The sequence below is a fragment of the Ignatzschineria larvae DSM 13226 genome (assembly GCF_038500265.1).
Taxonomy (GTDB): Bacteria; Pseudomonadota; Gammaproteobacteria; order Cardiobacteriales; family Wohlfahrtiimonadaceae; genus Ignatzschineria; species Ignatzschineria larvae.
In genome coordinates, this window is sequence record NZ_CP150637.1 from 269,090 (window position 1) to 296,071 (window position 26,982).

Below are 26,982 nucleotides of genomic sequence, written 5' to 3' on the forward strand. Positions count from 1 at the left end.
GATTCAATAAAAAATTAAATGATTTTCATAGTAGCTTGAGAATCGAGTATTGCGCAACTTTTCTGAGGAGAGATTTTTATACGATCTGCTTTTATCTCATGTTTACGAATAAGTAACCTATTTTGTTGCCGGCATTTCGAGTATTTGTGCAACAAAGTGGTTGAGCTCGTTAAATTGCATCAGTGCATTATCATCGGTTTCATCTGCTTCAAAAATGCTAGGAGCCATCATATTATAATACGGCAGATCTCGGCTATTCTGAATCTTATTAAGGTTGATCTGTTCGATGGCGCCTAATGTTTGTTCGATAAAGGCAGGTGAGCCGATAATCCCATTAATGCGCACCATTTCTTGATGATAATGATGAATAGATTGAGGGAGTTGGCTCTGATCAAGCACAATAAATGCTAGTTGAGAGCTATCTACTTGGTCGATAGATTGAAAGAGTTGAATGACTGATTGTAATAGTAGAGTGTCAGAAAAAGTTGTATCAATCACTATTCGTTTGGTAAAGAAAGGGCGAATATGGGTTGGGATAAAATGCCAATAGCGATAGGGTTCGGTTCGGATTTTTGTAGCAGATACATCAAATTGGGCGCGCGGTGGATCCATTAAGCGTACGGGGAGATTGAAATATTGCCGATAGAGTGCTTCATCTTGAAGCTCACTACTAAAGATGATAGTAGGCTTTATGTTAAGCGCATTTAAAGTTGCTTGAAGTCGTTCACTCCAAGCTTGCCAGCCATTAGGATATGCTGGAATGCCATCTTCTATAAAGGATTCTACTTGAATGCCAGGAATGGTGGCAAAAACCTGTTTTGCCCAATTTGTCCGATCTTCACTAGTAGGAAGACGTGTCATAGCGCTCTCTTCAAAGAGTTTAAGATCCCGTTCTGAATCACTACAGACAAAGACAATGAGTTCATCTACGAGTTGTCTTGCCTGTAGAATCATATTGATATGACCTTGATGAAGTGGATAAAATTTCCCAACAATCATGCCGATACTCTGTGTCATTCTATTCCCTTGTTGTTTCATTTTTGTGGGTAGCAATTGCTGCGAACAAAATGCTTAATATTCGTTTCATTATGATCTCATCATGATTGTTTAGAATAATATTGAGATCATTTTATAGAAATTGACAAATATATTTTATTGATAATGAATGTAGTATAATAACACGCATTTATCCCTTACTAATATAGAACGAAAGCATATGATTACATCAATTCTTAAAGGTAGTTTTTTATGGACCGGCAGTATGATTACACTGACGATCTATATTCTCTTTATTTTGGCGGTCTGCGTTAAAATTATTATGGATACCACTAGCGTAAGTAAAACACTTGGTTATCTTGTCTTAATAGTGTTTCTGCCATTATTTGGCGTCATTCTCTATCTCTCTTTAGGGGTGAATTATCGCAATAAAGCGATGTATGATAAGAAATTAGAATATAACGGGGATCTTAAAGAGGAGATTTACCAATATACTAAACATGTAGAAGAGGGAGCTGAGGCGACCGATAATCCCGTTATTGAGCAGTTTAAGCGCCTTGCACACTCTGTTTCAACGGAAGATGTGCATTGGATGAGTCTTAATAATGATGTAATGCTGCTTAAAAATGGAGAGGGAAAATTTCCTGAAGTTATTAAAGCGATTGAGAATGCCAAAGAGACCATTCATATTGAGTACTATATTGTTCGAAATGATGTGATTGGTAATAAGATCAAAGATCTCTTAATTCAGAAAGCGAAAGAGGGGGTCAAGGTTCGCTTCATCTATGATGACTTTGGTAGTAAACATATTCGTAAAAAATATGCCGCAGAGATGCGCCAGGCCGGTATTGAAGTCTTCCCCTTTCGAAAACTTCTCTTTATCTTCTGGGCTAATCGAGTCAATTACCGCAATCACCGAAAAATTATTGTCATTGACGGCCGTATCGGTTTTGTCGGTGGGATCAATATAGGTGATGACTATATTAATGATCCTGCAAGTGGTAAGCCGATTTTACGGGATATGCATGTGCGTTTAGAGGGATATAGCTGTTATGCGTTACAGCATATTTTTCTCTCTGATTGGAACTTCTGTGCGAAGCAGAAAGTAGAGCCCAATGCAGAGCTTTTCCCGCTATCGCTCAAGGATAGTAAAGGTACTACCGCAGTACAGATTGTGGCAAGTGGACCAGATTCAGAAGAGCCTTTTATTATGAACTCTATCTTGCAGGCAATTGCGTTAGCGAAGAAAGAGGTTCTCATTACAACCCCTTACTTTATTCCGACAGAGCAGATTTTAACGATGTTGAAGATCGCGGCACGTAGTCAAGTGAAAGTGAAATTGCTTGTGCCTGAAAAAACCAATTCAATGTTAGTACGAATGGCGAGCCGAGCACTCTACCTTGATCTCTTAAAGGCTGGTGTTGAGATCTATCATTATCAGAAAGGTTTTATTCATGCAAAGACGAGTGTTTATGACCGAAGTCTAGCGATGATTGGTACGGCGAATATGGATATTCGAAGCTTTGATTTGAACTTTGAAGTGAATGCCATTATGTATGACCAAGCGTTTGCTGAGAAGATGACCGCGCAATTCTATGAAGATTTGGAGAATGCGGTGCAAGTTACGTTAGAAGAGTGGGAGAAGCGGCCTAAATATCGCGTGTTTGCCGATAAATTTGTCTATCTTGCTTCATCTCTTCTATAGGAATCTATATTGTTGATTCGAAGTCAGTCTGAAACCTCGATGATTAGAATGTAAGCGCAAATGAATAGAGCGTGGTCTATTGTTCAAGTTCAACGATTGTTGAAGTCAAACAATTCCACGCTTTTTGTTGTTTTATAGCCATTCGGGTTTAAAAAATTAACAAGGATTGTAGGAGAAAGACTTATACAATCTTGCAAATATTTTTTAATTAATTGTTTAAAATCGATTTCACTATAAAAGCTAATTCAGTGCGGGATAGAAAGATTACGAAACCAGAGAGAGTGAGCACCCGCAAATGAGCAATCCCTCGATTGCTCAAACGGTTATTGCTCGGCAGATATATAGTCATACTATATAGAGAGATTTATTTTAGCTAATGACCTCTAATAGTGCGCTCGCCTCATCCGGCAGTAGTTGCACAAGTTGATGACGAATGAGAAACTCAAGAGTCACTAAGCCACTATTGGGTTTAAATTGATCTTTTGCGCGTAATGCCTGCTCAATTTCAATGGGTGTCATTTGATAGAAGGCTTCTACTTCACCATCATTAATTTGCGGTATAAAATCAGCCGGTAAGGGCAGATCAAATGCAAAAATACATTCATTACGAATCGCTTGATGATATTCTGCAATGTAATTGATTTTAGTCGCAGGTTTGAGGTGTTGTGCTAAGTCGTAGGGAACGGCGGCTTCTTCCATCGCTTCTCTAATCGCTGTATCGAGAGGCTTTTCCCCATAACTTAAACCGCCGGCAGCGATATTATCGAGTTTATGAGGTTCAATCATTTTAAGGTGAGATCGCCGGGCTATCCATAGTCGTTCAATAGGTGCATCAGGATCGGTAGGAACTTGATAGCCATTGATATGAATCCCATAAACCCTTAGGCCTAAAAATGGAGCAACACCTCGTTCAATAGTAAAGATGGGTGTTTGTAGATCTTCTCCAGGACGATAGACACCATAGGCTTCATCTCGCCAATTTTGAATGATTCCTACTTCTCTTAAGGTTTCTGAAAAGTGGGCAATCATTTGCGTGCGGGTTGCTATATCTGTTAGGCAGAAATCAGATTGAAAATAGATAGCATTCGTTTGAATTAGAAATAATTCAGGGAAATTCGTCAAGACCTCAATTCTCGCTCGATGAACCCAACCAACAGGCGCTTTATCAAAATAGAGTGGACGATAGTCGTGGTAATTGGGTTTAGCAAGGGAAGGGAAGAGGTCTATCAACATGACGAAAGTCTATTATCCTATTTAAATTAACGAACAGTGCGAGTTAATGCTTGCGCTAAACGCTCAGCAATACTATTGAGTGCACTATTATAGGCTTTCACACCACCCGCTGCATCATAAGTGGGTGCCGGCACTTGTTCATTATAGGTATAGGTTTTAACAATTTGATTATTGCGATTATTAATCAAGCGTGCTTGTAGCTTGAGAATGATGTAACTCTCTGTTTCATTAGGGAAGTATTGACGCATCTCTAAGATAGACATATCTAAACGGTAAGCCGCTGAGATATTAGTAGGCGCCATAACTACATATTCAAAGAGACCACGATTATCAAGATCTTGGGTAATGGCCGCTTGAATTAGTTGTGCCGGAGGCGCTGCCCATTCATTTTGAGTAAAGCTCTCAATTTCGTTCTGAGTACGGCTATAGAACATCTCTGTAGAGAGTCGACCTAGGGAGCGTACTTGAGAAACAAGTAGCGAAGGGAGTGTATGAGGGGCATTTGCAACCGGCGTTGTCTCTGTTGAGAGAAGATAATTTGTTTTCGCAGGTGCTGAAGCACAACCCGCTATTACTAGAGGTAAAATGGCGACCATCAGCCAATTTTTAAATGATTTCATACGATATAGTCCTTATAAAGTCTGTGAAACTCTATTATTCAATGTATTGATAACGCTATTAATCGCGTTACTAATGAAGTTACTCATAAATCTATTTGTTCTGATATGGATTTGATCTTTATATGAATTTAATCTTGTTATTCACCGGGGCCAGGTTTTTGTTTCGGTTTACCCATAATGATCGCATTCGGCGTCGCTTCTAACTCTTGCATTAGAAGAGAGAAGTTGTAGAGTGCATTTTCAAGGGTTGGGAAGATGTTTTGGATTGATCCATTGGCTTCTTCACCTAAACCATTCCAGGTTTTAAATGTGCTATTGGCACTGCCTAATGCAACGTTGGCGCTATCAAGCACAGTATTGGCTTTAGTCATGATACTATCGAGTTTTTGGGCAGAGTCTTTAGTATGCTGTGCAAGGTTATAGATAGAGTCAGCCGCACTTTTTAGTTGTGGTGTGATGGTATCAAGCGTTGTGGCAGCTTTCTCTGTGAGTGCTCGAATTTTCCCGCCTGCTAAGGCAAGATCTTGGGTGAAACTATTGGTATTTGCGAGAATATCACTGAAGTTATCGATATTTTGTGTTGTTAAAATTGACCCCATTTTTTGTGATAAGTCAGTTAATGAGTGGGTAATATTATCGAGCGCTTCATCTAAACGGCGTGAGAGAGATGCTCCATTTTTGATAGTAGGAATAGGATCTTCTTTGGTCGGTAATAGATCGCCCGCTTGAGGTGTGCCCCCGGTCAAGCTCACATTGACAATGCCGGTAATACCACGACTCATTAAGACCGCTTCTGTATCTCGCTTGATCGGCGTACCTACATCGATATTGAGTAAAATTGTGACATAACGAGGATCATTATTATTCAGTTCGATCGCAGCCACTTTCCCAACATTCACACCTCGATAATCAATGGGCGAATTGATTGAAAGACCGGCAACACTCTCATTAGTAATGACTTTATACTCGATAGTATTGACTTTTTCAAAACCATTCGTCAGCCAGATGATCAAGGTAATAAGGCAGGCTAAGAATCCAAGGACAAAGAGCCCTACAACAGTGTAATTAAATTTGTGTTCCATATGCTTCTCCAACCGCGCGTCCACGAGGACCTTGGAAGTATTTTTGAATTAAAGGATTGCTATTTTTAACGAGATCTTGAATTGGTTCGTAGGCAATGAGTGTTTTATTGCCTAGGAAGGCGACTTTATCGGTTGTTGCCCAGATTGAATCTAAATCATGTGTCACCATTACGACGGTCAAGTTAAGAGATTCTTTAAGTTGCCGCATTAGGCCGTCAAATTCACTAGCTGATACAGGATCAAGTCCGGCTGTCGGTTCATCTAAGAAGAGCAACTCAGGGTCTAATGCGAGTGCACGTGCAAGGCTTGCGCGTTTTATCATTCCCCCAGAGAGGTCTTTAGGAAGTAGGCTTGCGGCTTCAGGTTTAAGTCCTGATAGCGTGAGTTTCAGCATTGCAACCTCTTCCATATCTTTACGGCTGAGTTTTGTATGCTCTTGCAGTGGGACCATAATATTCTCTAGGACTGTTAAAGAGCTAAAGAGTGCCCCACTTTGAAAAAGCATCCCAAAAGTTTGCCGTAATTTTTGTTTCTCTTTATGGGTTGCTCCCCAAACAGGGTTGTCGAAGAGATAGACTTGCCCTTTGCTAGGAGGTTGGAGCATGATAATGGTGCGAAGCAAAGTCGTTTTGCCCGAGCCCGATCCTCCTACTAAGGCAATCATCTCACCGCGTTTCACTATCATATTGAGATCTTCATGTACCACATGTGTGCCAAAAGCATTATAAACATGTTCGATGCGAATCACATCATCAGATTGAGACGGTGATGTCTGTGTCTTTATTGGGTCTGTCATGATTAATATCTCCTATAACCCCACATTTCGCATTAAAATCGAGAAGAGCGCAACGATAATAATAACGAAGAAAATAGATTGTACGACAGCTTTAGTGGTTTGTTGTCCTACACTATCAGCACCACCAGCTACTTGGAATCCTTGATAGCAACCAATAAGCGTAATGACAATGGCAAATACAGGAGCTTGTACTAATCCAACAATCAGAGAGCGCCATGTCACGGAGTTAGGAATCGTTTGAATAAATTCTGCAAATGAGATATCTAAATAAAAATTAGAGAGTACCATACTGCCAAAAATGGCCATCATATCGGCAAAAAGCGTTAGTAAAGGTAATGAAATTGCTAACGCATACATTTTGGGGAGCACTAATTGGTTATATTTATTAATCCCGATGGTTTCAAGCGCATCAACTTCCTCGTTGACAACCATTGTCCCTATTTGTGCTGCGTAAGCTGCTCCTGTTCGACCAGCGATAATAATGGCAGTTAAGAGTGGCCCTAAGACTCGTAGTACCGCAACGGCCGTAAAGTCAACAATATAGATACTTGCGCCGAACATCTGTAGGAGATTACCTGCTTGGTATGCAATTACAGCTCCAATTAAAAAGTTGAGAAGTCCAACGATCGGTAGTGCCATCACTCCCGCACTTTGAATATTTGCCCAAAAGGCACGCCAACGGATATTCCAAGGCGTAAAGGCCTTTTGAATAGCAATGATAGAAACTTCGCCTATAAACTCTAAAAAACGTTGAGTACCATCGAATAGCTTAAAGACTTTGCGACCTATCTTTGTAACAAATAGTTCGCGGATGGTGGGGGCTTCTTTTTGAATGCCGGCATCATCAATACGTGATTTGATAAAGAGGAAGAGGTCAAGTTGTTTCTTTGCAAAATTTTTGTAATCAACTTTGCAGTGAGCAGGGAGCTTACTGAGGGCGATATAGAGCTCTTGACACCCAATGGTATCAAGCTTAGTCATTTTGCTACCGTCAATAGTGATAGCATCTGTCGTGACAGGTGTTTCTTGGAATTTTTTGGCCGCTTGCTGAATCGTATGCAAGTTAGCAAGAATCCAAGCGCCGTCAATATAGATTGTATTATTCTCAAGCGTTATCATATGTTGTGGTTCTATATTCATTGGTAAAGTTCTGATTGCGCAGAGGAATTGAATTCCATTGCAATGCTAAATATGCTTTACCGAGGATTGAGTTTACGCCAAGTGGCGGGGTCTTGTTGCGCCCCATCTATTTTCCAGATACCTAGCTTCTGTTTTTGTGCTGCTTTTTGTGCTTGCTGATAGTTGGCTTCTTTATTGTATTGTTTATAAACTACCGCCTCACCATTTTTGACTAATTCTAATCCGAGGTCGCGATTGTTTAAAAAAAGCTGGCCAACGTATCTTCCATAATGGTCAATGTCTCGGATTCGAATCTCTATAATATCATGATCAGCTTCAGATAATAACATAATGAGATAGCTTTTTGATGCTTCTCCCCAATGACCTTGTTTCATTTCCGGTGCATCAATTCCCCAAACACGAACTCGTAGTTGCTCTCGATTGTTAGGTGGACAATTCGCAGTCACAGTATCGCCATCGATGACTCGATTGATTCGACATTGATAAAGGGTATCACCGGCCACAATAGCGGTTGTAGATTTAGAGGGTTGCTCAGGCTCTAATGTCCAATAGGAGATGCCTAAAATAGCGATAAAAAGTAAGCCAGTCAAAAAGCGCCCTTTCCCTCTTTGCCACTGAGCTCTACCCATCTGTTTGATATATTTCAAAAATGCTTTTCGATAGTAATTCATGATAACTTTAAGATTAGAAGAGCGGAATGATCCAATGAAGAATCACTTGGAGTGTTATTAGCGAGAAAATACCTGCTAAAATATCATCAAGCATGATCCCTAAACCGCCACCCACTTGTGCATCAATCACTTTAATAGGCCACGGTTTTAATACATCAAAAAATCGAAAGATAAGAAAACCTAAGATGATCGCTGTCCAACTGACCGGCGCAAAAAGCATGGTGAGCCATAATCCAACAAATTCATCCCACACAATACCGCCGTGATCATGGACGCCGAGTTCATCGCTTGCTTTTTGGCAAATGACAATTCCTATTAGCGCTGTGATAATCAGCATCCCGATATAGCCCCAAGTGGGGAGAATCGTTGCAAAAATATACCAGAAAGGAATTGCTGCTAACGTCCCCATAGTGCCCGGCGCAACAGGAGACATACCGGAGCCAAAGCCAGAGGCAAAAAATTGCCAAGGGGTTTTAATTGTAATTTTTGGAGTCATTATGTTGTCCCTTTGAAAGGTTTGATTACTCAGGATATTTAAGAGAGATAAGATATTATCTGGAGAGTCAATGTGATGGTTAATCTGATTATAGATGGCTATTATAGATGATGATTAGCTAATCAGTCATTGTACATTTATGGACCTACTTAAAGTAGTGGGTTCTAATAAATTGTAATTCTGCGATCGATTCGCGAATATCATCTAAGGCAATATGGGTATTACGTTTTTCATAGCTTTTTCCTTCGGGATACCACCGTTTAATCACCTCTTTGAAAGAACTTACATCGATATTGCGATAATGGCAGAATTGATCTAATGCCGGCATATATTTTTTGAGAAAACGGCGGTCAGTGCCGATGCTATTGCCACAGAGAGGGGTAGAACCTGCTGGAATCCATTGATTAGCAAATTCAATGGTGGCGTTCATTGCCATCTCGACAGATGTTTTACTTTCACGAATGCGGGCCGTTAATCCTGATGCACCATGGGTGTTTTGGCACCATTCATCCATAAGCGCTAAAATCGATTCGGGTTGATAGATCGCAATGCTAGGGCCTTCGGCTAAAATGTTAAGATCTTTATCCGTTACAATAGAGGCAATTTCAATAATATGATGAATTTCTTCATCTAAGCCAGTCATTTCTAAGTCAATCCACAAAAGATTCTCTCTATTTTGCATATTCTATTTTCTCTACCTTCTCTTAATTAATACATTCTGCTACTTTAGTACTCTTGTGCTTCATCGCGTATGAGTAATCGTCTATTTTCTCATGAATGAGGGAAAATATCATGTTATATAGTAATCAGTAAGATGATAAGCAAAAAAGCCGGTAATTGATCGAATATTCTGATCAAATATCGGCTTTTATATTTATCTTAGTTTGTTGAAATGCGAAAATTAACGCAATGCTGGGGGAAGAATCCAATAGTTATTTTGATTGTTTTGTTTCATATAGTTTTTAAAATCATCAGAATTATAAGCATCAATAATCGCTTTAGCCCATGGTTTATCACGATTTTCAGCACGAATGACCACTTGTAAATAGAGATCATCTAAAAGGGTTTCTTGTGCTAATACTCTGCTTGGATCAAGTTTACCTAACCAAACAATACTGCCTGGAATCACTGCAAAATCGGCATCATCTAATACTCGAGGAATAAGGCTTGAATCCATCTCTTTGATATTGAGATTGTAAGGATTAGTCACAATATCATTTTTAGAAGCACGCATTAGATCTGTATTGGGCTTTAGGGTAATCCAACCTACTTTTTGCAATAAACCATAAGCCCTTGCAGCATTAGAGGCATCTTGAGGAATTAAAATGGTCATACCATTTTGGATTTGATCGAGTTTGTTGAATTTATTTGAAAAGATTCCTGCTGGAACTGTTGGTATTTTCTGAATCGCAATAAGGTCACTGCCTCTTTGATCATTAAATACTTTCATAAATCCAGCATGTTGTGAAACAACCGCATCCACAGCATTCTCTGTCATCGCAATGTTCGCTTCGAGTAATGCTGAGAAATTAACATGCTCAATTTTATAACCTTCTTTTTCTAATATCGGCAAAATAGCAGCATCAAATAATTCATCATAAGGGCCAGGTGAAACCCCCATAACGACGGTTTTATCATCATTTTTAGGGGTGCAGGCGGTCAAAAAAAAGAAGCTAGAGAATAGTAGTATTAGTAAAGGAAATAAACGTTTCATAGGATGCCTTCATATAAGAGATCAATTGAATTTAAGATACACAAAAACATACTAAGTATATATAAATTGTATGTTATGATTAGTATATAAGTTTGTAGAGAAATGACAACAATTCTGTGAATTTTCTTATAGTGCACTCAATATTGAAACTGATATCAACATTCAGATATGAAAATTCAGATATAAAAAATCCCCTTTAGAAGGGGATTTATAATTGATTCGATCTTGATCTTTATTATGAATAATAATGGGACAATGCGTTATCCTCGAATAAAGACAATTTCACCGGTCACATCATTCGGTTTATAGGCATAACCTTCGAGGTTAAATTTTTTAAGATCCTGCAGTTCAGTAATATTATTCTCACAAGCAAAACGGGTCATTAATCCGCGAGCTCTTTTGGCATAAACGCCAATGACCTTATATTCACCATTGCTATAATCTTTAAAGATCGGTGTGACTACGCGAGCTTTAAGTTTTTCAGGTTTAACGGCTTTAAAATACTCATTAGATGCAAGATTAATCACGACTTTTGCATTGGTTTCATCAATTCGATCGTTGAGATATTCAGTAATGGTATCGCCCCAGAAATCATAGAGATTTTTACCATGATCATTGGATAACGGTGTTCCCATTTCAAGACGATAAGGTGCGATGAGGTCTAAGGGGCGAACAGCACCGTATAATCCTGAGAGGATAGCGAGACGTTTGTTGAGGAATTGAATACACTCTTCAGAGAGGTTATAGGCAGATAAACCTTGATAAACATCGCCATTAAAGAGATAGATTGCCGGTTTCGCATTTTGTGAATTAAAAGGTGTTTCATAGCGTGCAAATCGCTCTTGATTTTGAACGGCAATACGTTCAGAGATCTTCATTAAAGTCTGTAAGTCACTAGCACTATAATGGCGCAAAATATTGATAAGTTGTTGAGACTGCTCTAAAAGTGTTGGTTGATCTAAACTTGTGATTGGCGGGGGCGTATGTTCATCCAACATTTTTGCAGGAGAAAGTAGAAATAGCATAGTTGTCCTCATTGATTATCTATTTATTGTTATCGCTGTGATCTTTGAAGATAAAGGTCTAGATCGTCATTATTATAATAATCTAGACAACCGATAAGTCTTCTATTTAGTTTTATAGAAAATGGCACACTTATACAAGAGGAACGCTAAGATTTTTTCCTCTCTTAGCGTTGTGTTAATTTCCTTTTAGGAATTTTATGCACAGTCGGTAGATTTTATTCTTTAGAAATATCGCGTCTATTCATTAGATGCTATTTTATCATAGTGGTATCAAAATATTATTTTAAAGCTTGAAAATCAGTGCTACTACTTGAATTATAATCACTTTATTTTTTGTCGATAGTGCGATTCAGAAACTTCCGGTGCTTCAATGCCGGCAGAGAAAGCTTGATCTCTTTTAGATAGCAGATAGAAAAAGAGTAGGGCAATGAGGTAGGCTAAAATTGTACTGACAAATAGATCAATTGGGAAATGCATGCCAAGGCGTACACGACTAATCATCATTAAGCCGGCCCATACTGTGATAAGTCCACCAATTATCCCCGTTTTAGAATCTCGTTCACGTGTTAAGAATCCCACGATGATCATCGCCCACATGACCGCAAAAATCGTGTGTCCTGAAGGAAATGAGTAGCCTGTTTCATGTTGCCAATGCTGTTGAAGCCAAGAGGGTGTTTGCGTATCTTCTTCGACAGCTACAGTAATGATTTCGGCGCGTTCTTTTCGGGAAAGATCGTAAAATGTATCAATCTCAACGCCTTGATCAACGATATAACTCATGTAAGGGCGGGGTTCTTCAAGTGTATATTTGATGGCAGACTTCACGATTTGTGTAGCACCTTGTAGCACTAATACGCTTAAGAAGATGATGACCCAATGATGTTGTAAACGTTGACAGCGCATACTAAGCGCAATCGCTAATACGAGTGACGTTAAAAGCGCGAAGTAGGGAGTTGACCCTGTTTCTGTGACGATAAATAGGAGAAAATCCCAAACTTGATAATGCTGTGCGTGCTCCCAATGCCAACCTGTAAGCCAAATGATAATGGGGATCAGAATGAGCGGGATAAAAGTGAGTGTAAGGTTTTTGACGAGTTTAGAGAAAGGCGCAATAGTGATCATAAGTTATTAGTAGTTAAATAAGGTCATAAATTAAATCTGAATCGATCAAGTCTAACGATCTTTCTCTGAAGAGGCAACTACTAGAAATAGTTGAGTTTAAAAAGTTGATCAAGTGTTTTCGCAACACCATCTTCAATATTTGTATGAACAACACGATCGGGGAATTGGGTTTTAAGAGGGTCAATGGCATTCCCCATCACATAGGGATGACCAACTAATGAGAGCATCTCTAAATCATTTCGCTGATCGCCAAATGCGATACACTGTTTCGGGTCAATATTCAGTTGCTCTAACACGTGCTGAACACCAACAGATTTATTGACACCTTGAGGCATCACTTCAAGATAAGTTGCCGAAGAGGTTGAGATGGAAGCACCTTGGAAATGCTGATGAGCAAAGTCGAGATAAGTGGTTAATTGTTCAGAAGGAACAACAAAGAGCGCTTTAGTGACATCTTCATCTAACCAGTTATAGTCAGGATCTAAAATAGCAAAACGCTCACCAGGACAGGTGTGATGATGTGCAGAGCCATCGGCAGTATAGATCACATTGTTATGATAGAAGATCGGTGGATATTGATGAATTTTGGAAAATTCAAACACTTGTTCTAGCACCGGGCGCGGTAAAAGCGCTTCATAGAGCACGCGTTCTTTGCGAAAATCAAAGACTCGAGCACCATTATAGTTGATCATATAATCGACCCCACCAATGGCTTTTGCAAATGGCAGCGCGCCAGCAAAGCTTCGACCAGTACTAAAAACAACTTGTAAACCATCGTGTCTGAGCTTCGTGAGAATCGTTTGTAATGCAGGGGATAAACTATTGTGATCATTAAGACTTGTACCATCTAAGTCCAAAAAGAGTGCTTTAAAAGTCATTCGATATTCCTCTTAGTTATCTGATTCATCACTGATTGCTACTCTTTGAAAGTATAGAGGGTTCATCATCATTCGACAACCCTAGATTGTGATGTAAATCACAATGATTCACACGAATATTGGAAATTAGCGAAGCTTTTTTGGCAGTAAAGAAAAGTTATTTCTCTTTAAATGCTGAAATGCATTATAATTAGCTAGATAAGAACCTCAAATTTAGAGGTTGACTATAAATAGAGTCGGCTGTCTTGTAGCGAAGCGCTATAAATGATGGACTCCTCCAATGAATGATAAAAACGAATAAGTGAGAACCAACATGGCAAAAATGCAATCCCTTCAAGATCCTTTTTTAAATCTACTACGCAAAGGACGCGTTCCTGTATCGATCTTCTTGATCAACGGGATTAAACTACAAGGTCAGATCGAGTCTTTTGATCAATTTGTGATTTTACTTCGTTCTAATGTTAGCCAAATGATCTATAAGCATGCGGTATCTACGATTGTTCCTGCGCGCAATATCAATTTGGGTCTAGAGGTCGATGATGAAACCTCTTTCGAAGAAACAACTTCAGATGAGGCATAAGTCTATTGTTGTTAAGTAATTTAGAGCTTATCTAAAATAAAATATTAGATGGAGTAAATTAAGTTTTTATCGGTGATATTACCGATACCTGCTCTTTTCAACGGACGATCTGTTAAAATTTATCGTTGCGTTTTGTTTATCGAGGTACTCTCGCAGTTATAATGACCGAAATTATTGAAGTAGCTTCAGAGCTATTATCCCATCCGCATGATCGTGCAGTGATTGTCTCTTTGGAAATGCCGGAGAGTGAGCCCGGGGATTTAGCAGAATTTTGTGAATTAGTCACATCAGCTGGTGTTGAGATAGCAACCATTATCACTGGCAGTCGGCAGACAGCACATCATAAATATTTCGTTGGTACTGGTAAAGCTGAGGAAATTCATCAGGCGGTTCAAGATTATGATGCCAATGTTGTCCTGATGAATCATGATTTAACACCAAGCCAAAATCGTAACCTTGAGAGTCTTTGTGATATTCGAGTGGTAGATCGTACTGGCTTGATTCTCGATATTTTTGCCCAAAGAGCACAGAGCTTTGAGGGTAAGCTACAAGTTGAATTGGCACAGCTCACGAGGCTTGCAACTCGTTTAGTGCGTAAACATACTAATCTATCACAGCAGCGAGGCGGTGCTGTCGGTCTGCGAGGTCCTGGAGAAACCCGCCTTGAGATGGATCGTCGGGTGATTAGTGATCGAATCCGTCAGCTTAAAAAACGACTTGAATCAGTGACCAAAATGCGGGCACAAGAGCGCATCTCTAGAGAGCGCAATGAAGTACCCACAGTGGCATTAGTGGGTTATACTAATGCCGGAAAATCCTCCCTTTTTAATGCGTTAACTGATGCTGGTGTGTATGTGCAGGATCAGCTTTTTGCCACATTAGACCCTACTCATAGAGCCATTGAAATCCCCCATGTCGGGCGCATTATTTTAGTGGATACTGTCGGTTTTATCTCTAAATTACCTCATGATCTCGTGGAAGCTTTTAAGTCTACGTTGCAAGAAGCGGTGGAGGCTGATCTACTTTTAGAAGTGATCGACGTTGCCGATAAAGAGCGAGAACTGAAGATGAGAGAGGTATCGAATGTGCTTGAGCAGATTAAAGCGGATCAAGTTCCTCGATTGCAAGTTTTTAATAAAATTGATTTAAAACCGGAAATTAATCCCCATATATCTAAGGATGAGCGGGGTTTACCCAATGCTGTGTGGCTTTCAGTGGTAAAAAAGGAAGGGTTATCGTTTTTAATTGATGCTATTGCAACCCATTTTCAACAAAATCATCTAGCACTTTCTGTGACATTACCGCCAAGCGAAGGGCGTTTACGGGCAGAACTCTATCGGTTAGATGCGGTCAAAGATGAACAATTTGGGGAGAAAGGGGAGTTCATTTTAGAGCTCTACCTTGCGCGTTATCGCTTGATGCGTCTTTTAAAAGAGATGCCGGAGACTTCACGCTATTTCATTTCAGTGATTCGTTAGTTTGTTCTGAAATAGCGGTTTTCACCGAGAGATCACATAGTTGAATAGAATGAATGATAAGGATTAATGCAAATTTTTATAAGATCATATTTATGAAGATGAAAAGCGATACGATGATAGGTGCAAATTGGCTAAAAAATTGCTATCTTGTCGAATTGTCGCTATAAAAATGGGATAAGATCTGAGATCTAGCGGATTATTTGAAAAGAATATTCATAGGATCATTGTTGAGATGGTCAGCAGAATTATCAAAGGGATTAAATGAAGGAAAATAACTTAGAGATGGCTTGGGAAGCACCGAAAGATGGGCAAAATCAATCGGGTGGTAATCAATCAAATCCACAAAAGCCTCAAGGTCAGAATGATCACAATGGCTCTAATAACCCAAATGAGCCTAATAACCGCAATAATCAAAATGGTTCAGCGCCCGATTTAGATGAGATTTTCAAAAAACTCGGGGGTGCTTTTCGCGGTAGAGGCGGGCAAGGGCATTCAAGCGGTATTGGTAAATATATTGCAATCGGTGGGGCTGTGCTTCTCTGTGGTTGGCTTGCAACGGGGTTTTATACCATTGATGCTGGGCAGAAAGGGGTCGAGTTACTGTTAGGGCAGTATCATGCGACTAAAGATCCCGGTTTAAGATGGCGTTTCCCAAGTCCTATTGGGGAACATCGTATTATCGATATTCAGCGCCGATTCTCACAAAAAATTGGTTCAACGGCTAAGGGGAATCGTAAAGCCTCAATGTTGACGAAAGATGAGAATCTTGTGGATGTGAATGTTGAAGTGCAATATCAGATTAACAATGATGACCCCGCACAATATTGGTTTGCTTCGGTTGACCCTGATAAAACCCTTAAGGAAGTGGTGGATAGTGCGACTCGTGAGCGTGTAGGGCAAACCTCGCTAGATGATATCTTGACAGATGGTCGTGAGCAGTTGATGCAAGAAGTGAAAGAGCTCGCGCAAAGTATTTTAGATAACTATGCCATTGGTCTTGTCATTACTAACGTTAACTTAGAAGATGCACAGGCCCCAGCGGCGGTACAAGATGCCTTCTCAGATGCGATTCGTGCAAGGGAAGATGAGCAGAGCCGGATTAACCAAGCAGAAGCCTATCAGAGTAAAGTGCACGCTGAAGCACGCGGGGAAGCTGAACGTATTTTACGGGAAGCGGAAGCTTATCGTGAAAGTAAAATGGCCCAAGCGCGCGGGGAAGCGGAGCGTTTTAATCGCCTCTATACAGCCTATCGTAATGCACCGGATGTAACTCGCGAACGTCTCTATCTTGAGAATATGGAAACAGTGTTACAAAATAGTAACAAACTCTATATGGGGTCAGAGAGCGGTAATAACTTGATGATGTTACCACTAGATAAGATGATTAATGGCAACAACAATAATACTAGTAATAGTCATAGTCGCACTAATAGTGGTAGCCATAATATGGATGTAACCCCGATTAATAGTGGTGTGCAAATGTCCTCTACACCGGCAAAAACGACGAAAGCTGAACTAAATAGCAGTCAGAAATCAACAACGACCACCCCTTCGACAACGACTAGCGATGATAGCAGAAGTCGTGCACGTCTCACTCGTTAATAGGAGAAGTCATTCAATATGAAATTATTTACACGTATTATTCTTCCCATTGTGGTGATCGTCCTTGTCGTATTGACGAGCTCATTAGTCGTGGTGAAAGAGTGGCAGAAAGGGCTACAATTACGCTTTGGTCGTATTGTAACTGTTTATGATGAGCCAGGAATCTACTTTAAACTTCCGTTGATCGATAATGTACGAATCTTTGATGGTCGTATCCAAACATTAGATACACCACCAGAGCCCTTCCTCACTTCAGAGAAGAAAAATCTGATCGTGGATACCTTTATCAAATGGCGCGTCATTGATCCTGAAGTCTACTACCAAAAAGTTGCCGGTAATCCAGGTGTCTTTAATCGCCTTTTTGAACCGATTGTGAAAAACAACTTCCGCGCCGCCTTCGGTAAGCGTGATGTTCAAACGGTTGTCGGGGGTAATGTTGCCGCGAAAAGTACTAAATATGGCGATAATTCAAAAGTGATCGTTGTGGATAAACCGAGTGATGCGTTAGCCTTAGACCCTAAAACGCTCGAAGAGATTCATGCAGAAGATATCGATATTGTGATTCGTAGCAAAGAGAATGTGACTCCGGTGATTGCAGGACAAGAGATTGATCTGAATAATACTGTTCGTCAAGAGATCGAAAAAACTATCTTAGTAGCGCTTTCAGTGGAAGCAAAAGAGTATGGTGTTGAGATTATTGATGTTCGTATTAATGGTGTTGAATTACCCGATGATGTGACGGATAATGTCTTTAATCGTATGCGTACAGAACGTGAACGTGTTGCGACAGAGCTTCGTTCTAAAGGGGAGGCAGCTTACATTGAAAAAGTGGCGGAAGCAGATAGTAATCGTGTGATTCTACTCGCCACTGCATTCGAAGAAGCTGAGAAAATTCGTGGGGAAGGAGATGCAGAGGCGGCTGTGATTTATGGTCAAGCTTATGGTCAAGATCCTGAATTCTACTCATTTTATCGAAGCTTAGAGGCTTATAAGAATGCCTTTCAGAATGATGGAGATATCTTAATTCTCGATCCTGGCAGTGATTTCTTTAAGCACTTTCAGCAAAAGCAGTAACAAAAACAATTGATTGTTAAATTAAGGCGCTAGTCGCCTTATTCTATTTTTATGAGGAAAAAATTAGATGGGTAATAATGTTGTTATTATCGGAACGCAATGGGGCGATGAAGGAAAAGGGAAAATTGTAGACCTTCTCACAGATAAAGCTGAAGCCGTTGTTCGATTTCAGGGTGGCCATAATGCAGGGCACACACTTGTAATTAACGGAGAGAAGACGGTTCTTCGCCTGATCCCTTCAGGGATTTTGCGTGAGCATGTCACTTGCTATATTGGCAATGGTGTCGTGCTTTCTCCTGCTGCCCTTCTATCTGAAATGGATGAATTATTAAGTCGTGGTATTAATGTAGATCAGCGTCTTAAAATTTCTGAAGCGTGTCCTTTAGTGATGCCATATCACGTGGCGATTGACCAAGCCCGTGAAGAGAAATTGGGTAAAAATAAGATCGGTACCACAGGCCGCGGAATTGGCCCTACTTATGAAGATAAAGTAGCACGTCGTGCTGTGCGTGTCGCCGATCTTTTCTACCCTGAGATTTTCCGTCAAAAACTTGAAAGTGTGATGGAATACCATAACTTCATGTTGGTGAACTACCTTGGTAAAGAGCCATTATCTGTAGAGGCTGTTTATGAGGAGACAATGGAACTTGCAAAACGCATTCTTCCGCTTGTTGCTGATGTCTCATATGAGCTTAAACAGCTTCGAGATCGTGGTGCAAAAGTGATGTTTGAAGGAGCGCAAGGTACTTTCCTCGATATCGATCATGGTACTTATCCTTTTGTGACATCAAGCAATACCTCTTCTGGCGGTGCGGCAACAGGTACAGGTGTTGGTCCATTAGCATTAGATTATGTATTAGGGATTGTGAAAGCCTATGTGACTCGTGTCGGTTCAGGTCCATTCCCCACAGAATTAACTTGTGAAATCGGTCAAGGTTTAGCAGAGCGTGGTCATGAGTTTGGTTCAGTGACAGGTCGTGCGCGCCGTTGTGGTTGGTTTGATGTGCCGGTATTAAAACGTTCTATTGATATCAATAGCTTATCAGGACTTTGCTTAACGAAGTTAGATGTATTAGATGGTATGGATGAAGTTAAAATCTGTACAAGCTATGAATTAGATGGCGAAGTAGTGGAGTATCCTCCATATGGTGCAGAAAACTTTGGTCGCTGTAAGCCCATCTATGAAACAATGCCGGGTTGGTCTGAAAGCACTGTAGGTATTATGTCATTCGATGCTTTGCCAGTTGCGGCGCAAAATTATATCAAACGCCTTGAAACATTATTGAAAGTGCCGGTGGATATTATCTCAACAGGTCCTGATCGTAATGAGACGCTTGTATTAAGAGATCCATTCGATAACGAATAAGATATTTAAGTTTAATGCTGTTTTTGACGAGTAGATGTATAGTCAATCTGGTTTAAGAAGAATGTTTTTAAAGCAGCGAGTATAGGATTTTAAAAAGAACATAAAACCCTTTCTAAGCAACAGTTGCAAGAGGCCGGATAGAACAGCGTCCTCGCCTCGATCAGCCAGCATTAAAAAACAAGCTTGTTTTGAACTAATCTTACTATGCTACCAACAAGACAAAGCCCTAATAGAAAAATCTGTTAGGGCTTTTTATTAGGTCTATGATCTGAACACTTCTATCAATGATGATAGTAGATTACGGTAGTAACTTGAAGAGCCCGTAAGCGATCAACATTGCAAATATGGCCGGGAAGAGTGCACCGATGATGGGTGGGAATCCCGAAATGAGGATAAAGTGTCCGAGCATCTGTGTCATCAGATAGATAATCAGTCCGAGAATGACACCGATAAGAATCCGTTCACCAATCCCTTGCCGGCGTTGTTGGGCAAAGACTAAGGGGGCTGCGATTAGAATCATTGAAATGTTGATTAGCGGATTAAAGACCTTACTCCAGAATGCAAGGCGATATTCACTACTATCGAGGTTGTTCTGTTCAAGGTAGGTGATAAAGCGCCAAAGATCTTGGCTTGAGAGATATTCCGGATCATTGACTAAGGCATTGAGTGCCGTCTTATCAATATGCGTATTGAGCGCAAAATCTTGTCCTTTCTGATCGGTAATGATATCCGGATTAAATGTAATTTCTGTGAAACTAGGCATGACCCATTCATTATTGCTTAAGACCATCTCCGGCGCTTTAATCCATTTGTAAAGTGCTTGATCTTTAGCTGAATAAACATTGATATTTTTAAGCGTTAAATTTTCTAATGAGCGGACTTCGATAATATAATCTCCATCAATTGCCCAAAAACCTTTATTCGAGCTATTTTTATGGCTAACGACAAGTGCCTCTTCGTGTGTTGGTGGCACTATATACTCCCCAACCCAGACAATGACGGCACTTAGAAGTAGCGTTGTATAGATTGCCCCTCGAAGTGTTCTTGCTTTACTAAAGCCTGCTGTTCGAATGGCGGTGAGCTCATTGTGGCTTGCGAGTTGCCCTAGCCCTAATAGAGTTCCGAGTAGGAGTGCCATTGGAAAGATTCGATAAACCCGTGCGGGCATATCGTAGAGTAGGAATTTAATCATATCAATGAGTTGATATTGATCATCGCCGATATCTTGTAACTCATTGAGAAAAGTGAAGAAACTCTCAATAATGATGAGTAGTAATAGGCAAAATAGCGTAAATAGTAACGATGTTGCAAAGGTATAACGATCAATTTTTAACATATTATTCTCTTATCCTCGTTAAAAGTGATCATTAGAGCGATCGGTTATAGCGTCTATAGACAATAAACGCCACGATAAACATTAGAATATGAATCCACCAGATCCCCAAATCAGGGTTCACGGTACCATTTTTCATCCAAGCCAGCCCCATTCCTAACAGGTTAAAGTAGAAGACATAGAAGATCACGCCGATAATCAATTTATTGAAGCGTCCTTGACGAGGTCTTGAATGTGACAATGCCGGGATGAGTAGTATCAGTAAGAAGACCGAGATCGAGCCTGAGAGACGACGTTGTAATTCTCGTTTATAGAGAGGCGATGGATTCTCAAAAAGTTCTTTCGTGCTCCAAGCAATGGCTTTAGGCCAGTTATCTTGTTTTGTGGTATCTAAGCGAGTACGCATCACTTCAAAGTGGGCTACTTCTGAATATTCAGGGGTAATGGTTGTTCGCGCGCCATCTTTGAGAATGATAAAGCGAGTATTATTCTCATCAATCTCTTGCAAGCCTTCTTTGGCAAAGGTAATGGCCGTATTGCCATTTGCCTCATTGCTTTTGATAAAGACATTTTCAAGATAGCCCGTAGTTGGATTAATTCTTTGCACGTAGACAATATGTTGTCCTTCGGCAAATTTTTGGAATACGCCGGGTTTAAGAATAGTCAATTGCGCTTCTTCGCGGGCTTTTTTAAGGACAATCTCTTGAATTTGAGCAATTTCTGGGACGATCCAGAAGTTTAAAACGAGTACTACAAAACTGAGTGGAATCCCCACTTGTAATAGAATGCGATAGAGCCTTTTAACCGGCATTCCTAGCGCATAAAAGGCGGTCATCTCGCTATCTTTATAGAGCCGGCCAAAGGCGAGAATGGAGGCGAGCAGAAAACTGAGCGGGAGAAGCTCCGTAATAAAGCGAACGATCTGTAATCCAAGTAGAGAAAAAACAGCGGATTGCGACAGCGTGCCGTTAATCACTTGATTGAGGTAGAACGCAAGGCGCTGCACTAATAGTATTGAGATCAATACTAAAAGAACAGCAGCAAAGGTCGTTAAGATCTCTCTGCGGATATAGCGATCTATAAGCTTCATTCGGGATCAGTCTCCTGCATCTAATAGAATGGTTATATCATAACCCATTAGTCGCAATGATTATTATGAATTATTGGGGCTAATGGATGTAGATAATGGATAGGTTAATGGCTATGCCAATAGATATGGCAATAGATATAACTCATAGATTGATAGAATTATTGATTCTCTTCATCAATCATGGCGCGTTCTTGATAGAACTGCTGATAATATTGCTCAAACGTACCGGCATCGATATGATCGCGGATTTGCTGCATATGCCAGAGGAAATAGTGCAAATTATGAATACTTGCTAAATGGGCACCCAGCAATTCTTTGGTGCGAATGAGATGACGCAAATAAGAGCGACTAAAATGTTGACAGGTATAACATTCACAAGTTTCATCTAGTGGACGTGTATCTTTATCATAGCGGGCATTTTTGATACGGATATCGCCAAAGCGGGTAAAGAGATGACCATTACGAGCATTACGCGTAGGAATGACGCAGTCGAACATATCAACGCCCCGTTTAACCCCTTCGATTAGATCTTCCGGTTTACCAACGCCCATCAAATAGCGTGGTTTATCCTGTGGCATACGAGGGTTCAGAAATTCTAAAATACGATCCCGCTCTTCCTTAGGTTCCCCAACCGCAAGTCCACCGATTGCATAACCATTGAAGCCAATCTCAGTGAGTGCTTCGAGTGATTCTTGGCGTTGATCTTCAAACATACTGCCTTGAACAATCCCAAAAAGCGCATTAGGATTACCACCATTGACAAAAGCCTCTTTCGATCGTTTTGCCCAGCGCATTGAGAGTTCCATAGAGGTGCGTGCTTCATCATATGTGGCAGGATAAGGGGTACATTCATCGAATGCCATCACTATATCGGAACCTAAAACCCGTTGAATCTCCATTGAGGTTTCAGGATCAAGGAAGAGCTTCTCGCCATTAAAAGGGGAGCGGAAAGTCACCCCTTTCTCTTCAATCTTCCGAAGTTCGGCAAGCGAGAAGACTTGGAAACCACCAGAATCGGTCAAAATCGGTTTATCCCATTGCATAAAGTCGTGTAGATCACCGTGGGCGCGAATCACATCAAGACCAGGGCGAAGCCAAAGATGGAACGTATTGCCAAGAATAATTTGGGCATTCATCTCTTTAAGGTTGTGCGGCGTGACACCTTTAACCGTTGCAATGGTGCCTACAGGCATAAAAATAGGGGTTTCAATTGTGCCACGTTCAAAGGTAATACGGCCTCTACGAGCCGTTCCATCAGTCTTGAGAAGTTCAAATTTCATTGTATGCTTAGTTTTCCAGAATTTAAATGGTACTATTTTACCTTTAAATGGCAAAAAATGCAGAGTTTCCTTATCACAGGTCAAAAGGTTTCAGAATGGTAGAAGTGAGTTTTTATGTATTGCCCTCAAGTAGCGAAGCAACAAGAGAGAAATTACTCTTAAAAATTATTGAAAAGGCTTATCTGGCTGAAGAACCCACCTTTTTTTATAGTGATAATCGTGCATTGATTCAATCATTAGATCGTAAATTATGGGAGATTCCGCAGATTGATTTCTTACCTCACGCCATTATTGAGAGTGAGGATGATATCAATCCTCATGATTTTATCTACCTTTCGGATCAAACTTGGACGCTTGAACCTCGCTCTCTCTTTATTAATCTTCATCATACGGTGCCTGAAGTGATCAAGATGGGGCAATATCCGCGTGTGTTTGAGGTGATTACCCAAGATCCACAAGTTTTAGAAGAGAGTCGTAATCGCTATCGTCTCTATCGTGATCTCGGTTTTTCGCTTAAAACGCATAAGTTGTAGAGATGTTAAGCAGATGAAAAGCAAGACGGCAATAGAAACAGAATATTGCACAATATCTACGCTGCCGGTCGATTATGTTCGATCATCTCTTTAGCGTGTTCAAAGGTGGCTTCGGTCAGTTTTACGCCGCCGAGCATTCTCGCAATCTCTTGAATTCGGCCTTTCTCATCAAGCGATCGAATAGCCGTGGTTGTGCTGTTTTCCCCTTTGGTTTTAGCAACGACAAAGTGATGATGGCCAAAGCTCGCCACTTGAGGGAGATGGGTCACACAGAAGACTTGGCGACCGATACTTAATTCTTGAAGATAACGACCGATCATCTCAGCCACAGCACCGCCCACACCGGTATCTACTTCGTCGAAGATCAGGGTTGGGAGCGATGAGCGCATACTGAGAATGACAGAGATGGCTAAGCTAATTCGCGCTAATTCACCCCCGGAAGCCACTTTGCCGAGCGGTTGAAGCGGTTGGCCAGGGTTGGCTGAAACCCTAAATTCCACCGCCTCATTCCCATAAGGATGATAGGGCGTATTCGATTGCAGATGAATGGCAAACTGCCCGCCTTCCATTGCTAATCCTTGCATTGATTCAGTAATTTTAAGATCAAGCTCTTCGATTGCTTCTTGGCGTTGACGACTAATTTCATCGGCCATTTTTTGCCATTCAATACGCATTACGGCAATTTTAGCTTCAAGCTCTGCGATCTCTTCTTCAGAGACATCTTGCGATTTGAGTTCTTGCTCAAGCTCTTGCTGTTTTTGTAGTAGATTTTCAGGGTCAATACGATGTTTACGAGCTAAGCTATTGAGCGCTTGCATTCTGCTATCAATCTGCCGGAGCTCTTCCATATCAAAGCTCTCGTGATCAAGCTTTCCGGTCAATTCATTCTCTGATTCTGAGCAGAGAATCAGCGCATTATTGATCATTTCACTAATATCTTTAATGCTCGGATCAAAATTCTCTAAACTTTGCAACGATTGTGCTAATTGCCCTAACTGCCGGGTAATACCATATTCATCGTGATTGAGATATTGAATCGCTTCTTCGATCGCCGAGATACGCATCTCAAAGTTATTGAGTTGATTAAAGCGGGTATTGATCGTTTCCCACTCGCCTTCTTGTGGCGCGATATTATTAAATTCAGCTAATTGAAACTTCAGGAAATTGATTCGATCTTGTGTGCTCTCATCGCGATTCTTCAGGTCGCTAAGCTTCTGCTCACGATCTTGTAAGTTGCGAGTAAATGTTGCTAATTCATTCACCTCATCTAAGCAACCGGCATATTGATCTACTAAATGTCGCTGTGCATTCGCGCGGGTTAAAGATTGATGGGCGTGTTGCCCGTGGATATCGACTAAGCGCTCACCCAAATTTTTGAGCGCCTGTAGAGGCATTGCTCGACCATTAATAAAACCTCGAGAGCGACCATTATTACTGATTACGCGCCGTAAAATACAGAGCTCTTCATCAAAACCGATAGCATTGTCGGTTAACCACGCTTTTGCTCTTGGAATACGAGAGATGTCAAAAGTTGCAATCACTTCGCCTTGGCTTCGACCTTGATAGATCATCGATGCATCTGCTTTTCCACCTAGAACAATTGAGAGCGCATCCACCGTGAGCGATTTCCCGGCACCCGTTTCCCCGCTAATGACAGTTAAATTAGGCGAGAAATCGAGTTGTAGTTCTTCAATAATGGCAAAGTTTTTGACATAGAGATCGATTAACATTGAAAGCCTCGTGCTTTGGAATAGGTTAATAATTCCTAAAGTTAGTATAGAATCCCTAAAGAGCGGGATCTTAAATCATTGACTCTATTTATAATACATTTTTGCAATATTTTAAATCTTTTTTGTAATATTTTTATGAAAGAATCAAATCGAGATTATCTTTATTGAGCTGATTGCGAGGCAATGATTTGTGGAATCAGTTCATCTAGTGCGAGCGGACTTTTATAGATCTGACCCTGCCATTCAATCACCGGGATAAACCAACCATAAGCGTCAATCAAGGTATCATCCTCTGAAATATCGATATATTGATAGGGAATGCCGGCTGCTTGTAAGCGATCTTCCACCGCTTCACACAGTTGGCAATCGAGGGTGCTATAGAGTGTAATCATAAAGATCCTGCTTTTTTACCGAAATAAGTGTTAGTGAATATTGAATGGATATTAATGAATTTTAGGCGTGATTTGAGTATAAACGAGCTCGCCAATCAGTTCCACTAAGGTTTGTGTCACAATAGTGGCTGCGACTAAGCCTTGTATCGCCGGCGGAAGCGCAAAGGCAAAGGGGAGTACGGCAAGGGAATTGCGAGTACCACTACTATAGATCAGTGTGCGAATCTGAATTGCCGGAAGCTTGCGCCATTTTCCAAGCCCATAGGAGATCAAAGCCGTGAGAACCATAAAGCTAATATAGATGGGGATCAGTTGGATTAGAAGCGTTCGATTTTGCCAAATCAGTGGCATTTGCGTGGCGATAATGAGGAATAGCACAAGCGCCATTAGCGGGACAGGGAGCCAAGCGGATGATTGATGGAGTTTTGCCCCCAATGGAGATTTTTGTGCCCACCATTGCAGTAACAAGGCAAAGATAAAGGGTAAAACGATCATATAAACAAATGTTTCAATGAGGGGTTGAATCGCCAAAATTGAGAGAATTTCACTGCCTAAAAAGAGAGATAGATAGAGTGGTAGAAGAATAATTTGGGTAATAAATAAGAGCGGGGTTGCGCTGAGCATTAAGCTTGCATCCCCTTTACCGAGCTTGGTAAAGACCACGACATAATCAATACAAGGTGTGAGGAGTACGAGTAATATCCCGATGATCAATGTCGTATCCGGCATCAATATTTTTAGTAAACCCCAAACAATGAGCGGAACCGCAATATAGTTGCTGATAAGTAGTAGTAGGAAGAAACGCCGTGCTTTTAATGATTCTTGCCATTGAAGAAAAGGAATCTGAGCAAACATCGCAAACATCAATCCCGCTAATGCCGGCGTAATCGCTACTTGTAAATGGTTTTGTAGTTGAGGCGAAATCCATTGGGCGAATATAATCGCAACCACAATAGTCACGGCATAGATCAGGGTTTGTCGCTCTTCGATTTTTTCTAACATCTAATATTTCCTTCAGTGGCATCTATTATGATCCCATTCATTAA

Annotated in this window: 26 protein-coding genes; 7 read left to right on the forward strand and 19 right to left on the reverse strand. The window is 40.7% G+C overall.

Translation table 11 applies throughout. The features are described from left to right. Window positions 1-117 precede the first annotated feature (117 nt). Window positions 118-1,017 carry an adenylyltransferase/cytidyltransferase family protein gene (locus WMO13_RS01210; RefSeq protein WP_051396083.1) on the reverse strand — a complete coding sequence of 300 codons (900 nt, stop codon included), beginning with the start codon at window positions 1,015-1,017 and terminating at the stop codon, window positions 118-120. 199 nt (window positions 1,018-1,216) lie between these two features. Between WMO13_RS01210 and cls the strand changes: the two genes are divergently transcribed. Next, window positions 1,217-2,701, forward strand: coding sequence for a cardiolipin synthase (gene cls / locus WMO13_RS01215; protein WP_051396084.1), 1,485 nt, complete (start codon window positions 1,217-1,219; stop codon window positions 2,699-2,701). A gap of 369 nt (window positions 2,702-3,070) precedes the next feature. Here cls and WMO13_RS01220 read toward each other — a convergent pair whose 3' ends face one another. The 12 genes from WMO13_RS01220 to WMO13_RS01275 form a co-directional block, all read right to left on the reverse strand. Next, complete coding sequence (locus WMO13_RS01220) at window positions 3,071-3,934, reverse strand: NUDIX hydrolase (RefSeq protein WP_026878362.1); 864 nt, start codon at window positions 3,932-3,934, stop codon at window positions 3,071-3,073. A gap of 26 nt (window positions 3,935-3,960) precedes the next feature. Continuing rightward, complete coding sequence (locus WMO13_RS01225) at window positions 3,961-4,554, reverse strand: ABC-type transport auxiliary lipoprotein family protein (RefSeq protein ID WP_026878363.1); 594 nt, start codon at window positions 4,552-4,554, stop codon at window positions 3,961-3,963. Window positions 4,555-4,691: 137 nt separating this feature from the next. Then, window positions 4,692-5,636 (reverse strand): MlaD family protein, encoded by a 945-nt coding sequence (locus WMO13_RS01230; protein WP_026878364.1) that lies wholly within the window; start codon window positions 5,634-5,636, stop codon window positions 4,692-4,694. After that, window positions 5,620-6,432 carry an ABC transporter ATP-binding protein gene (locus WMO13_RS01235; protein ID WP_051396085.1) on the reverse strand — a complete coding sequence of 271 codons (813 nt, stop codon included), beginning with the start codon at window positions 6,430-6,432 and terminating at the stop codon, window positions 5,620-5,622. Before WMO13_RS01235 ends, WMO13_RS01230 begins: the two co-directional genes overlap by 17 nt. A gap of 12 nt (window positions 6,433-6,444) precedes the next feature. Continuing rightward, window positions 6,445-7,572: an MlaE family ABC transporter permease gene (locus WMO13_RS01240; RefSeq protein ID WP_026878366.1), complete on the reverse strand. Its 1,128-nt coding sequence runs from the start codon at window positions 7,570-7,572 to the stop codon at window positions 6,445-6,447. Between the two features lie 56 nt (window positions 7,573-7,628). After that, window positions 7,629-8,243, reverse strand: coding sequence for a thermonuclease family protein (locus WMO13_RS01245; protein ID WP_051396086.1), 615 nt, complete (start codon window positions 8,241-8,243; stop codon window positions 7,629-7,631). Window positions 8,244-8,256: 13 nt separating this feature from the next. Further along, a complete protein-coding gene (locus tag WMO13_RS01250; RefSeq protein ID WP_034855261.1) occupies window positions 8,257-8,739 on the reverse strand; it encodes a phosphatidylglycerophosphatase A family protein in 483 nt (160 codons plus the stop codon). Between the two features lie 145 nt (window positions 8,740-8,884). Continuing rightward, on the reverse strand, window positions 8,885-9,421 hold the full coding sequence (gene orn / locus WMO13_RS01255) for an oligoribonuclease (protein ID WP_026878368.1): 537 nt from the start codon (window positions 9,419-9,421) through the stop codon (window positions 8,885-8,887). A gap of 219 nt (window positions 9,422-9,640) precedes the next feature. Further along, window positions 9,641-10,453 carry a MetQ/NlpA family ABC transporter substrate-binding protein gene (locus WMO13_RS01260; protein ID WP_026878369.1) on the reverse strand — a complete coding sequence of 271 codons (813 nt, stop codon included), beginning with the start codon at window positions 10,451-10,453 and terminating at the stop codon, window positions 9,641-9,643. 260 nt (window positions 10,454-10,713) lie between these two features. Then, complete coding sequence (gene yaaA / locus WMO13_RS01265) at window positions 10,714-11,478, reverse strand: peroxide stress protein YaaA (protein WP_026878370.1); 765 nt, start codon at window positions 11,476-11,478, stop codon at window positions 10,714-10,716. Window positions 11,479-11,799: 321 nt separating this feature from the next. Further along, window positions 11,800-12,600 (reverse strand): phosphatase PAP2 family protein, encoded by an 801-nt coding sequence (locus WMO13_RS01270; protein WP_051396087.1) that lies wholly within the window; start codon window positions 12,598-12,600, stop codon window positions 11,800-11,802. Between the two features lie 80 nt (window positions 12,601-12,680). Beyond that, a complete protein-coding gene (locus WMO13_RS01275; RefSeq protein WP_051396088.1) occupies window positions 12,681-13,478 on the reverse strand; it encodes a Cof-type HAD-IIB family hydrolase in 798 nt (265 codons plus the stop codon). 313 nt (window positions 13,479-13,791) lie between these two features. Between WMO13_RS01275 and hfq the strand changes: the two genes are divergently transcribed. From hfq to WMO13_RS01300, 5 genes are all read left to right on the forward strand, one after another. Beyond that, the gene (gene hfq / locus WMO13_RS01280; protein ID WP_026878371.1) at window positions 13,792-14,058 is read left to right on the forward strand and encodes an RNA chaperone Hfq; all 267 of its coding nucleotides are present in this window, start codon (window positions 13,792-13,794) and stop codon (window positions 14,056-14,058) included. 161 nt (window positions 14,059-14,219) lie between these two features. Continuing rightward, a complete protein-coding gene (hflX, locus tag WMO13_RS01285) occupies window positions 14,220-15,536 on the forward strand; it encodes a ribosome rescue GTPase HflX (RefSeq protein WP_084331417.1) in 1,317 nt (438 codons plus the stop codon). A gap of 261 nt (window positions 15,537-15,797) precedes the next feature. Beyond that, complete coding sequence (gene hflK / locus WMO13_RS01290) at window positions 15,798-17,138, forward strand: FtsH protease activity modulator HflK (RefSeq protein WP_051396089.1); 1,341 nt, start codon at window positions 15,798-15,800, stop codon at window positions 17,136-17,138. An 18-nt stretch (window positions 17,139-17,156) separates the two neighbouring features. Beyond that, window positions 17,157-18,212, forward strand: coding sequence for a protease modulator HflC (hflC, locus tag WMO13_RS01295; RefSeq protein ID WP_026878372.1), 1,056 nt, complete (start codon window positions 17,157-17,159; stop codon window positions 18,210-18,212). A gap of 67 nt (window positions 18,213-18,279) precedes the next feature. Continuing rightward, window positions 18,280-19,578, forward strand: a complete 1,299-nt coding sequence (locus WMO13_RS01300; RefSeq protein ID WP_026878373.1) for an adenylosuccinate synthase — start codon at window positions 18,280-18,282, stop codon at window positions 19,576-19,578. Between the two features lie 298 nt (window positions 19,579-19,876). Here WMO13_RS01300 and lptG read toward each other — a convergent pair whose 3' ends face one another. The 3 genes from lptG to tgt form a co-directional block, all read right to left on the reverse strand. After that, window positions 19,877-20,914 carry an LPS export ABC transporter permease LptG gene (gene lptG, locus WMO13_RS01305; protein WP_026878374.1) on the reverse strand — a complete coding sequence of 346 codons (1,038 nt, stop codon included), beginning with the start codon at window positions 20,912-20,914 and terminating at the stop codon, window positions 19,877-19,879. A 31-nt stretch (window positions 20,915-20,945) separates the two neighbouring features. Continuing rightward, window positions 20,946-22,001 (reverse strand): LPS export ABC transporter permease LptF, encoded by a 1,056-nt coding sequence (gene lptF, locus WMO13_RS01310; RefSeq protein WP_026878375.1) that lies wholly within the window; start codon window positions 21,999-22,001, stop codon window positions 20,946-20,948. A gap of 158 nt (window positions 22,002-22,159) precedes the next feature. Beyond that, a complete protein-coding gene (tgt, locus tag WMO13_RS01315; RefSeq protein WP_026878376.1) occupies window positions 22,160-23,281 on the reverse strand; it encodes a tRNA guanosine(34) transglycosylase Tgt in 1,122 nt (373 codons plus the stop codon). A gap of 95 nt (window positions 23,282-23,376) precedes the next feature. Between tgt and WMO13_RS01320 the strand changes: the two genes are divergently transcribed. Beyond that, window positions 23,377-23,814 carry a DNA polymerase III subunit chi gene (locus WMO13_RS01320; RefSeq protein WP_026878377.1) on the forward strand — a complete coding sequence of 146 codons (438 nt, stop codon included), beginning with the start codon at window positions 23,377-23,379 and terminating at the stop codon, window positions 23,812-23,814. A 56-nt stretch (window positions 23,815-23,870) separates the two neighbouring features. On the opposite strand, the gene recN is transcribed toward WMO13_RS01320, so the two are convergent. From recN to WMO13_RS01335, 3 genes are all read right to left on the reverse strand, one after another. Continuing rightward, window positions 23,871-25,544, reverse strand: coding sequence for a DNA repair protein RecN (recN, locus tag WMO13_RS01325; RefSeq protein WP_026878378.1), 1,674 nt, complete (start codon window positions 25,542-25,544; stop codon window positions 23,871-23,873). A gap of 161 nt (window positions 25,545-25,705) precedes the next feature. Beyond that, window positions 25,706-25,936 (reverse strand): glutaredoxin family protein, encoded by a 231-nt coding sequence (locus tag WMO13_RS01330; protein ID WP_034855264.1) that lies wholly within the window; start codon window positions 25,934-25,936, stop codon window positions 25,706-25,708. A 51-nt stretch (window positions 25,937-25,987) separates the two neighbouring features. Next, window positions 25,988-26,938, reverse strand: coding sequence for an arsenic resistance protein (locus tag WMO13_RS01335; RefSeq protein ID WP_026878379.1), 951 nt, complete (start codon window positions 26,936-26,938; stop codon window positions 25,988-25,990). Window positions 26,939-26,982 lie beyond the last annotated feature (44 nt).